This is a genomic window from Cesiribacter sp. SM1 (assembly GCF_020178975.1).
In the GTDB taxonomy this organism is placed as follows: Bacteria; Bacteroidota; Bacteroidia; order Cytophagales; family Cyclobacteriaceae; genus Cesiribacter.
On record NZ_JAHXBU010000040.1, the window covers coordinates 14,696 to 27,248 of the forward strand.

At 49.1% G+C, this 12,553-nt stretch carries 8 protein-coding genes; all 8 read left to right on the plus strand.

Annotated features, from left to right (window positions below; genetic code table 11):
- Positions 1-8 precede the first annotated feature (8 nt).
- The 8 genes from KWJ01_RS05170 (at position 9) to KWJ01_RS05205 (ending at position 12,456) form a co-directional block, all read left to right on the plus strand.
- Positions 9-1,544, plus strand: a complete 1,536-nt coding sequence (locus KWJ01_RS05170) for a RagB/SusD family nutrient uptake outer membrane protein (protein WP_224995357.1) — start codon at positions 9-11, stop codon at positions 1,542-1,544.
- A 124-nt stretch (positions 1,545-1,668) separates the two neighbouring features.
- Complete coding sequence (locus KWJ01_RS05175) at positions 1,669-3,222, plus strand: arabinan endo-1,5-alpha-L-arabinosidase (RefSeq protein ID WP_224995358.1); 1,554 nt, start codon at positions 1,669-1,671, stop codon at positions 3,220-3,222.
- A 128-nt stretch (positions 3,223-3,350) separates the two neighbouring features.
- Positions 3,351-5,333, plus strand: coding sequence for an alpha-L-arabinofuranosidase C-terminal domain-containing protein (locus tag KWJ01_RS05180; protein WP_224995359.1), 1,983 nt, complete (start codon positions 3,351-3,353; stop codon positions 5,331-5,333).
- 133 nt (positions 5,334-5,466) lie between these two features.
- The gene (locus tag KWJ01_RS05185; RefSeq protein WP_224995360.1) at positions 5,467-6,648 is read left to right on the plus strand and encodes an aldose epimerase family protein; all 1,182 of its coding nucleotides are present in this window, start codon (positions 5,467-5,469) and stop codon (positions 6,646-6,648) included.
- Positions 6,649-6,959: 311 nt separating this feature from the next.
- Positions 6,960-7,976, plus strand: a complete 1,017-nt coding sequence (locus KWJ01_RS05190; protein WP_224995361.1) for an arabinan endo-1,5-alpha-L-arabinosidase — start codon at positions 6,960-6,962, stop codon at positions 7,974-7,976.
- A 202-nt stretch (positions 7,977-8,178) separates the two neighbouring features.
- Positions 8,179-9,651 (plus strand): arabinan endo-1,5-alpha-L-arabinosidase, encoded by a 1,473-nt coding sequence (locus KWJ01_RS05195; RefSeq protein WP_224995362.1) that lies wholly within the window; start codon positions 8,179-8,181, stop codon positions 9,649-9,651.
- Positions 9,652-9,772: 121 nt separating this feature from the next.
- Positions 9,773-11,311, plus strand: coding sequence for an alpha-N-arabinofuranosidase (locus KWJ01_RS05200; protein WP_304502764.1), 1,539 nt, complete (start codon positions 9,773-9,775; stop codon positions 11,309-11,311).
- 113 nt (positions 11,312-11,424) lie between these two features.
- The gene (locus KWJ01_RS05205; RefSeq protein ID WP_224995363.1) at positions 11,425-12,456 is read left to right on the plus strand and encodes a glycoside hydrolase family 43 protein; all 1,032 of its coding nucleotides are present in this window, start codon (positions 11,425-11,427) and stop codon (positions 12,454-12,456) included.
- The last annotated feature ends 97 nt before the right edge of the window (positions 12,457-12,553 follow it).

Sequence of the window (12,553 nt, forward strand, 5' to 3'; positions counted from 1 at the left end):
TTACAAAGATGAAAAATTTAAAATATATCCTGATAGTACTGGTAATGCTGGGTTCGGCTTCCTGCGGCGATGAGTATCTGGAACTGACAGATCCAAACCAAATTGATAAAGCAACTTTCTGGAATACAGAAGAAGACTTTGAAAAGGGTGTTAACGGGATCTACCAGTCAATGTACTACGATGGCTCCTATATGCGCTTAGCCCCTCTTGCCTTAGACCTTCGCGGAGATGATGTGAGAGGCGACAGCCCCTGGCCGGTAATTGACCTGGCCGGCAGGTTTGGCCGCGCAACCGATGAACTGCTGCAGCACTGGACCTGGATTGCCTTTTATGGCGGCGTACACAGAGCGAATAATGTAATCAGCCGTATTGAAAATCCGGAAATTGAGTTTAGCTCGCAGGAGGCAAGAGATGCGCTGCACGGACAGGCCCTGTTCCTGCGTGGGCTTTACTATATGCACCTGGTTACCTGGTTCAATAACATTCCCCTGGTGCTGGAGCCTTATGAAACACCAGACGATTTTTACCCTGAGCAGTCAGATCCGGCTGCAGTCTGGAATCAAATTATCCAGGACTTCCAGCAAGCAGCTGAATTGCTCCCTCAGTCTTATACAGATGCAAGTGATCTGGGCAGGGCTACCAAGGGTGCCGCCACAGCCTACCTTGGCAAAGCTTATCTGTTTACTGAACAGTACCAGGCAGCAGCCAATGAATTTCAAAAAGTAATGGGCATGGGATATTCGCTGATGCCTAATTATGCAGATAATTTTACTGAGGAGCACGAAAACAACGCTGAATCTATTTTTGAGATTCAGTTTGACAGAGAAGTAGGCGGAGCTGAACTGGGCTGGGTTCGTATGCCGGCTGCTAACTGGAGTAAAACATCTGCAAGGGCGATTACATATGCCCCAGTTGGCTTTGGCTGGTCAGATGTGCTGCCAACTCGCTGGGCGTTTGAGCAGTTCATGATAGAGCCTACCGCAGAGGGTAATGTAGATCCAAGATTAGATGCCACCATGTTCTATAACTACCCGGGTGCTACAGTATATGGCGTGCCTTATGAGCAGCAGTATGGCGAAGGAACTACTGATATTTATCCTAAAAAGTACCAAAATTACAGAACGCTTCCTGATGAGTTTGACTGGCGTTCTGGTATCAATGAAAGGCTGATGCGCTATGCCGATGTTTTGCTGATGTACGCTGAAACACAGATTGCATTGGGTAATATGACGGAAGCAGCAAAATACATTCAGATGGTAAGAAGCAGGGCAAACCTGCCAGACAGAGAGGCAGAGCTTGCAGCCATGAGCCCCAATGAATTATTTATGGAATTGGCGCACCAAAGGCTGCTAGAGTTCACCTTTGAAGGAAAAAGGTTTGACGACATTAGAAGATGGGGTTGGCTGGAAGATCCTGAAATGTTAGCAGATCTGAAGGCTAGAGATAGTGAGTTCAATGGATATACGCCTGGCAGGGAATTCTATTTTATTCCGCAGGCAGAGCTTGATAGGCATCCTGCCATGGTTCAAAACCCAGGCTATTAATTATTTGCTATGCTGAGAAACTAACCTTCTGCCTGTAGATTTACCCATAGGCAGAAGGTTAGTTCCTTGTAGGATTAAATTGATTCAGGTTTAGTGAGCAATGATGAATGCAGAAAAGATAATCATGAAAACTACAATAGTGAATAAGGTTTTGGGGCTGCTTAGACTTTTTTACCTGATGGTATTTGTTGTTGCCTTTGGGCTTGTCACTGTATCCTGCGCAGATGATGAACCTGTGGTAGACGATAAAGATGATACCGAAGATCCTGTGGATCCTGAGGAGCCAGAAGAACCTGAAGACATTGTGGCCGGACCGTTTGACTTTAGCCGCTTTCCGGATGATTACAGAGCTATTGCTTCCTATGCCGACAGATCGCAATGGGGATTTTATAATGTTCATGATCCTGCCATCATCAAGGATGGTGATTACTACTACTGTTACAGCACCGACGCCTCTTATGGCAATGTAATAGGCCCGGGCATCCAGATGCGGAGATCTAAAGATCTGGTCAACTGGCAATTCTTGGGTTTGGCTTTCAATGGTTTACCGGTAAAAGGTGCAAGCTTTATATCCTCTAAAGGTGGTACTGCCTTCAATTCTCTGTGGGCGCCCTATGTGATCAAGGTGGGAAGTGAGTACAGGCTTTACTATTCACTGTCTTCTCCTACTCCGCGCCTAAGTGTAATTGGATTGGCAACTTCTTCAAATCCCTGGGGACCCTGGGTAGAGAAAGACCTGGTAGTAACCTCTCTTGCTGATAACAGCAGGCAAACCAATGCCATTGACCCCTCAGTTATCATTGACCAGGCCGGTAATCACTGGTTCTACTACGGTTCTGCCTGGGATGGTATTTACGCACTGCAGTTAGATCCTGCCACTGGTTTTGCCCTCAGGGCAGGCGACAAAGGCACCAGGGTTGCCCAAAGAGGCTTTACCAATGGCCAGCCAAATGGTAACATCGAAGGCCCGGAAATTATCTATAATCCGGAGCAGCAAAAATATTACCTGTTTATTGCCTACGACTGGCTGGAAACCAAGTACAATGTACGGGTTGGCCGCTCCGATTCGCCCACCGGGCCTTTCTATGATTTTCATGGACATGATATGAATGAGGAGCGTGATGATCTTCCCATGATCCTGGCCCCGTACCAGTTCAATGGTCACCCGGGCTACCAGGGCGTATCACACCCTGGTGTGTTTCAGGATGGCCAGGGTCAGTATTACATAGCTACCCAGGCAAGGCCAACAAATGGCGTTTATTTCATGACGATGCACATTCGCCAAATGTACTGGACAGCAGACGGATGGCCTGTGGTATCTCCCGAACGTTATGGCGGCCTGGAGCAAACAGCGGTGGCAGCCGAAGAACTGGCAGGTGAGTGGGAGCGGATTGTTTTAGGCTACCGCGTGGTGCCTGGTTATGCAGAAGAGCAGCGCTCGCCGGATCTTCAGCGGTCGGTACCCTTAACGCTTGGTGCCGATGGTTCTATCAATGGCAGTGCCGATAGCCAGTGGACTTACAGCGATGGCACACTTACACTTCACTGGGCAGATGACACCGTAGAAACGGTGCTTGTAAAACGCGGCAGGGATTGGGAAAACCAGGTAATGGAAACCTTGATTTTTACAGGCCTCAACCAGGAGGGTACTGCTGTCTGGGGGAAAAAAGTCCAGTAACAGCGGTGATTTTCTGATAAACAGAAGATAATGTCCAGCCTCATACGCGGCAGTTATTGGGAAGGATAACAGACCGGAGATGCCGCAGACTAATTTAAATTGAGTAGAAAAAAATTTGTTCTATAAACATGAAAAGGAAGTATAACGCTTTTGCTGCCTTAGTGATCGGAATCGTCGCTTCAGCAAATGTTACTGCACAACAACCAGCCTCTTTTGTGGTGAAGGCAAACCAGCCCACTGCTGATATACAGCCCACCATGTGGGGGCTTTTCTTCGAAGATATCAACATGGGAGCCGACGGAGGGGTATATGCAGAGCTGGTGAAAAACCGCTCTTTTGAATTCGACACCCCCATGATGGGCTGGAAAGAAACGAAAAAAGAAGGTGCCGAAGGCAGTGTGCTTGTCTATAACCTTGGAGAAGTAGACATGGCCAACCGCCGCTTTGCACGTGTAAAGGTTAAATCTGCCGCAGGTGATTATGGCATTACCAACGAAGGATTCCGGGGCATGGGCATCAAGCAGGGCAATCAGTACGATTTTTCTGTAATGGCCCGCCAGCAGCCCGGTAGCAACATTGTACTTAACGTGGAGCTGGTAAATGCGAATGGCGAAAAGATTGGTGAAACAACCATAAAGCCTGAAGGGCAGGCCTGGAAAAAGTATACAGCAAGCTTTACAGCCACTGCTACAGAACCTAAGGCAAGGCTAAACATCTGGACCAAAGGACAGGGCGAGATTGATCTGGACATGATCTCTCTCTTTCCCCAGGATACCTGGAAAGGACGCCCGGGTGGCCTGCGTGCCGATATGATTCAGCTGCTGGCCGATATGAAGCCTGGCTTCCTGCGTTTTCCCGGTGGCTGTATTGTAGAAGGCCGCACCCTGGATGAGCGCTTTCAGTGGAAGAAAACCATTGGTCCTGCTGCAGAGCGTGACCTGATCGTGAACCGCTGGAACACCGAATTTAAGCACCGCCTTACCCCCGACTACTACCAAACCTTTGGCCTGGGCTTTTTTGAATACTTCCAGGTAGCAGAGGATATTGGTGCCGAACCGCTGCCTATTCTCAATGCAGGTATGGCCTGCCAGTTTAACACCGGCGAGCTGGTACCCCTGGATGAGCTTCAGCCATACATACAGGATGCACTAGACCTTATTGAATTTGCAAATGGTCCTGCCACCAGCGAGTGGGGTAAGAAGCGTGCCGAAATGGGGCATCCCGAGCCATTTAACATGAAGTACCTGGGGGTGGGTAATGAGCAATGGGGCGAACAGTACATTGAACGTTACAAAGAATTTGAAAAAGTACTGAAGGCCAAGCATCCGGAAATTACCCTTGTAACCACCACAGGACCTTTCCCGGAGGGTGAGGAATTTGAGTACCTCGATAAAACCCTGCGCGCTATGGATGCCGAGCTCATCGATGAGCACTACTACCGCCCGCCGCAGTGGTTCCGCGAGAATGCTACCCGTTACGACAGCTACGATCGCAACGGCCCCAAGATTTTTGCAGGAGAGTATGCTGCACAAAGTGTTGCCATTGCAAGTCCCGATAACAAAAACAACTGGGAGACCGCTCTTTCAGAAGCAGCCTTTATGACAGGCCTGGAGCGTAATGCCGATGTAGTAGTGATGGCCTCTTATGCGCCGCTCTTCGCTCATGCCGAGGGCTGGCAGTGGACCCCCGACATGATCTGGGTAGATAACCTGCGTGCCCACGGCACTCCCAACTACTATGTGCAGAAGCTGTTCTCCACAAACAAAGGCTCCCAGGTAGTGCCTATGCTCCACCAGGATAAGCCGGTAACCGGCCAGAATGGTTTGTTTGCTTCGGCAGTAAAAGACAATGAGACGGGGGAGATTATTCTTAAGATTGTAAACACCACCGATAAAGTACAGAACAGCGAAACCGTGGTGGAGGGTGTAAAAAAGTTAGCTTCAAAAGCGAAATTAACTGTAATGAAAAGCGATAAGCTGGATGCAGTAAATACGCTTGAAAATCCAATCAACATCAGCCCGGTAGAGCAAAACCTTAAAGTAAAAGGAAATAAGGTAAATCTGCCCCTTGCTCCTTATTCTGTAACAGTGGTGCGGGTAAAAGCCAGCTAATTTGTATTTTGTAGTCAGAATGTTCCATAGTGTGAGAATCAGGTTCTCTTGCTATGGAACATCCTTGTATAGCGTGTACTACTTTGGAAATAGCTATATTTTGCCAACCATTATATTAACTGATAATCAACCAATGAAAAAAAATCAATTAACGGCACTGCTGCTGTGCTCACTGCTGTTTGGCTGGGCTTGTTCAGGATCTTCCGAAAATAACCAGGATGCACAGAGTACTGCAGATACGGTGCAAAATACCAGCAGCGTAAGCAGGTCTGATTTTGGTAAAATGCAGGATGGTACTACCGTGGATCTGTACACCCTCACCAATGCAAATGGCACCGAAGTAAAAATCACCAACTATGGTGGCATTATCACCTCTTTAAGAGTGGCAGATAAAAACGACTCCCTGGAGGATGTTGTGCTGGGCTTTGATAACCTGGAAGGCTACCTGCAGGAAGGCGTACCATACTTTGGTGCCATTGTGGGCCGCTATGGCAACCGCATTGCAAACGCACAGTTTGTGCTGGATGGCCAAACCTATAAACTGGCAGCCAACGACGGCCCAAACCACCTGCATGGAGGCGTAAGAGGTTTTGATAAGGTCTTGTGGCAGGCCGAATCGTTTGAAGGTGAAGAGGGCGTTGGTGTAAAGCTGCGCCATCTTAGCAAGGATGGCGAAGAAGGCTATCCCGGCAACCTTACAGTAGATGTTACCTACACCCTCACCAACGATGATGCCCTAAAGATCGACTACCAGGCAACTACCGATAAAGCCACAGTGGTTAACCTTACCAACCATGCTTACTTTAACTTAAGTGGTAACCTTGGGGAAAAAATCCTGGACCACCAGGTAATGATCAATGCCGACAGCCTTGTGCCGGTTAATGAAACCCTCATTCCTACCGGAGAACTAATAGCTGTAGAAGGTACTCCATTTGATTTTACAGAACCAACAGCGGTTGGAGAAAGAATAGATGCCAACGACCAGCAGATTGTCTATGGCAAGGGCTATGACCATTGCTGGGCCCTGAATGGTGAAGCCGGAGCAATGAGCCTGGCGGCAACCGTGCACCATCCAGAAAGTGGTCGCTTTATGGAGGTGCATACCACTGAACCAGGCATTCAGTTCTATACCGGCAACTTCCTCGATGGCTCTTTAAGCGGCAAGGGCTTCACCTATGGCCACCGCACCGGCTTTTGCCTGGAAACAGAGCACTACCCCGATTCACCAAACCAGGAGAATTTTCCATCTGTAACCCTTAGGCCTGGCGAGACTTACCAGACCCAGACCACCTATAAATTTTCAGTAAAAGAATAGGCAGTACCTAACGCCTGAAGTCTGCTTCCTTATCCCTGCGCGGGCAGGGATAAGGAGTAGTAATCGATTGAAACGCAAAATTTTCATCCTCCTGAGACAAATAGTTTCGGGAGGATCTTTGTAAAATTTTTTAAGTGTAAAAAAAACAGTTATATTGTATTGAGTGTAAAGCACGCTTAAAAAGCCATCCCAAAAGCAGGTTTTCAAGCGGGGCTTTTACCGCAGCACTGGTTTTGCAGCCCTGTCAGCACAGGCAGTATCTAATCATTTTTTTGATCGGCTACAGATCGCTAATGTAAAATGAAAAGGCAATGCTAATAACTCAAAAACATTTTTTCTGGAAGCTTTCACTGCTTGTGCTGCTATTTGCTGGCGTTTTTTCCACGGCAAATGCACAGGGCGAGGGTGCAAACTTCAGGGTGCATGATCCGGTCATGATCCGCCAGGGTGGAACGTACTACCTTTTTGCCACCGGGCCTGGTATTGCTGTCTGGTCATCACCCGATATGAAAAGCTGGAGCCGCCAGAAGGCTGTTTTTGATAGCCCGCCGCAGTGGGCAGTAGATGCCATTCCAGGCTTTAAGGGCCATATATGGGCGCCTGATATTTCCTATCACAATGGCACCTACTATTTATACTACTCAGTATCTGCCTTTGGTAAAAATACATCAGCCATAGGTCTGGCTACCAACCCGACACTGGACCCAAAAAGTCCAGACTATAAATGGACCGATCACGGTAAAGTAGTGCAATCGGTGCCGGGCAGGGATTTGTGGAATGCCATAGATCCTAACCTGATAAAGGATGAGAAAGGACAGCCATGGCTAACCTTTGGCTCTTTCTGGGGAGGCATGAAGCTGGTAAAAATGGATAATGATCTGAAAAAGCCGGCCCAGCCCGAAGAGTGGTATACCCTGGCAAGGCGGCCCCGGGAATGGAGTACCCACGATACCCTGGCCGGAAGTGCAGCCATCGAGGCACCCTTCCTATTCAAAAAAGGAGATTACTACTACCTGTTTGTCTCCTACGACTACTGCTGCAGGGGTGTTAACAGCACCTACAAAATGGTGGTAGGCCGTTCAAAAGACATTCATGGGCCTTACCTGAACCGTGATGGCGAGCAAATGCTGGAGGGAAAAGCAAGCCTGCTGCTGGAGGGAGATGAGGCCTGGTATGGTGTGGGACATAATTCAGTTTACACTTTTGATAATACCGATTACCTGGTGTTCCATGCTTATGCCGCTGCCGAAGAGGGCAGGCCAAAACTTAGAATCGAAAAGCTTCGCTGGGATGCACAAGGCTGGCCGCAGGTAGCCCTGGAGCAGTGAGCGCCGGAGTGTACAGCGAGCATTATTTAGTTAAAATACAATGATATAAGTTTTACTCTAAATTGGTTGGTTGGTAGATTCTCCCGGACTGTGCAGGTACAAAGCCTGCGCTTTTCCCGGGAGATTCTCTTCTTAAATCCTGCTAAAGGAGTAGCCCTGTAATATGATAAGACTAACACAACTTTCTAGCTTTTTCACCTTGATGATTACCCTGTTTGGAGCCTGCCAGACGCAGCAAAGCCAGACAGAGCAGCCAAATGAGCAGGTCACAGGTCCTGACATCGAAGATGACTACAGTGCCATTACTGATATTCAGCACTACAGGAAGTGGGGCACCTACAATGTACACGACCCCTCTGTTATCAAGGCTGGCGATGCATACTATATGTACTCTACCGATGCCATCTGGTGGCCCGAGGGTGCCGTACAGGAATCCGATTCCATTGATATTGGCAACATACATGTGCGCCGCTCTGCGGACCTGGTAAACTGGGAGTTTGTAGGCTGGGCGTTCGATAGCATTCCCCCGGCTGCCGTTCAGCACATACACGAAGCCTCTGGCGGAAGAGAGCCCGGCGGTATTTGGGCGCCCTACATCATGAAATGGGGTGACGGCTATCGCCTGTACTATTCAGTTTCTGTATTTGGTGCCAACACCTCTACGATTGGGCTGGCTACCAGCAATTCGCCAGAAGGCCCCTGGGAACAGCAGGGGCTGGTGGTAAAAACCTTTGAGAGCAGCCCCGTGAACGCCATAGACCCTTCTGTGGTGGTAGATGCCCAAACAGGAAAACACTGGATGATTTATGGCTCTTACTTCGGCGGCCTGTTTGCGCTGGAGTTAAACCCTGCTACCGGCCTTGCCATGCAGGAAGGCGACCTGGGGAAAATAGTAGCCCGCAGGGCAGAAGGCAAAACAAGGATTATAGAAGCTCCCGAGGTTGTTTACAATCCCGAGACAAAGATGTACTACCTCTTCGTTTCTTATGATGCACTGTTTACACATTATAATGTGCGCGTAGGCAGATCAGCTACGCCCGATGGCCCTTACCTGGATATGTTTGGGAAAGATATGGCTGATACCACCAACAACTTCCCGGTGCTTACCTACGCCTACCGTTTCGATGGCCACCCGGGCTGGGCTGGGGTAGCCCATCCGGCAGTGCTGAACGATGGCGGGCAGTTCTATATGTTCCACCAGGGCAGGCTTGCGCCCGAAAACCTGATGATGGTGCTGCACGCCCGTAAAATGTTCTGGACAGCAGACGGATGGCCTGTGGTGTCTCCGGAGCGTTATGCGGCCATGGAGCAGCGGCCCATCAGCCAGGATGAGCTTGCCGGAAGCTGGGAAATGATGCACTTGGCCGAGGTGAAAGATACAGTTACCCTCTGGCAAGGGCAGATACCTCCCGGTGGCTGGCACTACAGCACCAGCATGTTCAATAATTCCACCAAAATCAGCCTGGCAGCCGATGGTAAGGTGGTGGGCTCACCTGAATTTACCAGCTGGAAGCTGGATGGCGACAGGCTGGTACTTTCCGGACAAGGAGCGCAGGAAACAAGCGTAATCCTATCCCGCGGCTGGGACTGGGAAAATAAAACGCCTGCCATTCTTTTTACCGGCCTGGCTGCAGATGGCTTCAGCCTCTGGGGCAAACAGCTACAAAAGGAATAAGCAAAAAATTATAAACTGCAGAGGCACCCGGGCCGCAGCGGCGGTCCGTCTCATGCCGCAAACATGGTAGCTCATACCCGAAACCAAAAAAAGAACAACCAATAACAAACATACAGCATAGATGAAAAGGATATTTTTAAGTGGTTTTATGCTCATGTGCAGCCTGGTAAGCTACGGGCAAAATACCATCAGCATGGATGCAAAAGGCTCTGATCAGAAAATCAGCAGACACATTTACGGACATTTTGCAGAACACCTGGGCAGGAGCATCTACGGAGGCTTTTATGTAGGTGAGGATAACACCACCATTCCCCACACCAACGGGGTGCGTAACGATGTGATAGCGGCCCTTAAAAAGCTTAAAATAGCGAACCTCCGCTGGCCGGGAGGCTGCTTTGCCGATACCTACCAGTGGAAAGATGGCATCGGGCCTAAATCTGAGCGGCCTACCATTGTAAACACCTGGTGGGGCAACGTTACAGAAGATAACAGCTTTGGTACCCACGACTTTCTGAACATGTGCGAGGAGCTGGGCACAGAGCCTTACCTGGCAGCAAACATAGGCAGCGGTACCGTACAGGACGTAATGGACTGGGTGCAGTACGTAAACTTTGAGGGAGAAAGCCCCATGTCGAAGCTGCGCAGGGAAAACGGACGCGAAAAGCCCTGGAACGTTAAATTCTGGGGAGTAGGCAACGAGGCCTGGGGTTGTGGCGGTAACATGCAGCCTGATTATTATGCCGATGAGTATCGCAAATATGCCACCTTTATGGCTGGCTGGACTAATGAAGGCGGCCTGTACAGAATTGCATCTGGTGCTAACTCTGCCGACTATAACTGGACGGAAACACTGATGAAGAACATACCCAGCAGCATGGTATCTGGTGTAGCCCTGCACCACTACTCTGTGATCGACTGGAGTGCAAAAGGTCCTGCCACAGGTTTTAGCGAGCAGCAGTATTTTACCACCATGCAGCGTGCCCTGTTCATGGATGAGCTCATCACCAAGCACTCGGCCATCATGGATAAGTACGATCCTGAAAAGAAAATAGCCCTGGTTGTAGATGAGTGGGGTGGCTGGTATGAAGTAGAGCCGGGTACAAACCCAGGTTTTCTGTATCAGCAAAACACCATGCGCGATGCCATGATTGCCGGTGCTACCTTAAACATCTTTCACAAGCACAGCGACCGTGTGCGCATGGCCAACCTGGCACAGACTGTTAACGTGCTGCAGGCAGTGATTTTAACCGAAGAGGAAAAAATGCTGCTTACACCAACTTACCACGTAATGGAAATGTACAATGTGCACCAGGATGCTACCCTGCTTCCCATGACGGTAAAGAGTAACGATTATGTAATGGGCAACGAAAAGCTACCAGCTATTTCTGCCTCTGCATCCAGAGATGCCAATGGCCTTACCCACGTTTCGCTGGTAAACATCGATGCAAAGCAGAAGCAGGAGGTAACCATTAACATTGAAGGCGGTAACTACAAAACTGTAAGCGGACGCATACTTAGCTCTAAAAATGTAGGTGACTTCAACACCTTTGAAAGTCCAAACAAGATTACACCACAGGCTTTTAAGGGAGCAAAACTCAAAGGCAATAACCTTACGGTAACCCTGCCGCCATTTTCAGTGGTGGTGCTGGAAATGAAGTAATCAATATCGCAGGGGATCAATTAGCACACCTCCATGGCTAAAAGTCATGGAGGTGTATATGGTAAGGTGGCAACGCAAAACCTGTATTTTAAAACTGAAATGTACACATCATCATGAATCAGACATACAAATCATCTCTTGTGCTGAGTGCGGTAGTAGCAGCTTGTTTAGGAGTGGCTTCCTGCTCTACCAAGGCAGATGCACCGGTTGCTACTGCTACTACTGCTGATGAAGAAGTTAAGCGGGCGGGCAACCCCATCATTACCCATAAGTTCACGGCCGATCCGGCAGCAATTGTGCATGATGATAAGGTGTACCTCTATGCCGGCCACGACGAGGCTCCGGATGATTTTCATTTTTATAGAATGAATGAGTGGCTGGTGTTCTCCTCTGAAGATATGGTGAACTGGGAGGAACATCCCGTGCCACTAAAAGTAAGCGACTTTTCCTGGGCCAAAGCCGATGCCTGGGCGGCGCATGTGGTGGAGAAGGAGGGTAAGTTCTACTGGTATGTAACCGTTGAGCATGATAGCATTCCTGGCAAATCCATTGGCGTTGCTGTATCCGACAGCCCCACAGGTCCCTTCAAAGATGCCCGCGGCACTGCGCTCATCACCAACGATATGACCAAGCATACCGACATCAGCTGGGATGACATAGACCCTGCTGTATTCATTGACGACGACGGGCAGGCCTACATCTTCTGGGGTAATACTGTAATGCACTACGCAAAGCTTAAAGATAACATGATTGAGCTGGATGGCCCACTTCATAAAATAGAGGGCTTGCCACATTTCACAGAGGCTCCCTGGGTGCACAAAAAGGGCGATTGGTATTACCTCTCTTATGCCTACCAGTTTCCGGAAAAAACAGCCTATGCCATGAGCCGCAGCATAGAAGGTCCATGGGAATATAAGGGAATCCTGAATGAGCTGGCGGGTAATTCCAATACCAACCACCAGGCTATCCTGGATTTTAAAGGCAATTCCTATTTTATCTACCATACCGGTGGCATACAGCCAAATGGCGGTAGTTTCCGCCGCTCGGTAGCCATTGACCGCCTCCACTACAACCCCGATGGTACCCTGAAGCGTGTAGTGATGACCACCGAAGGGGTGGAACAGGTGCGCGATAAGGCACAGTAACTGTTTCCGGTGCAGCCTCTACAACAGTTTGAATTTGGTTCTGCTAAAGATCAGGGAACCTTGTTGAGGCTGATGGTATTTTACTTTCTAAATTCTT

What these genes read in the sequence shown, in the direction of transcription:
- KWJ01_RS05170 (WP_224995357.1), top strand. Translation starts at nt 9, where the DNA reads ATGAAAAATTTAAAATATATCCTGATAGTACTGGTAATGCTGGGTTCG.
- KWJ01_RS05175 (WP_224995358.1), top strand. Translation starts at nt 1,669, where the DNA reads ATGAAAACTACAATAGTGAATAAGGTTTTGGGGCTGCTTAGACTTTTT.
- KWJ01_RS05180 (WP_224995359.1), top strand. Translation starts at nt 3,351, where the DNA reads ATGAAAAGGAAGTATAACGCTTTTGCTGCCTTAGTGATCGGAATCGTC.
- KWJ01_RS05185 (WP_224995360.1), top strand. Translation starts at nt 5,467, where the DNA reads ATGAAAAAAAATCAATTAACGGCACTGCTGCTGTGCTCACTGCTGTTT.
- KWJ01_RS05190 (WP_224995361.1), top strand. Translation starts at nt 6,960, where the DNA reads ATGCTAATAACTCAAAAACATTTTTTCTGGAAGCTTTCACTGCTTGTG.
- KWJ01_RS05195 (WP_224995362.1), top strand. Translation starts at nt 8,179, where the DNA reads ATGATTACCCTGTTTGGAGCCTGCCAGACGCAGCAAAGCCAGACAGAG.
- KWJ01_RS05200 (WP_304502764.1), top strand. Translation starts at nt 9,773, where the DNA reads ATGAAAAGGATATTTTTAAGTGGTTTTATGCTCATGTGCAGCCTGGTA.
- KWJ01_RS05205 (WP_224995363.1), top strand. Translation starts at nt 11,425, where the DNA reads ATGAATCAGACATACAAATCATCTCTTGTGCTGAGTGCGGTAGTAGCA.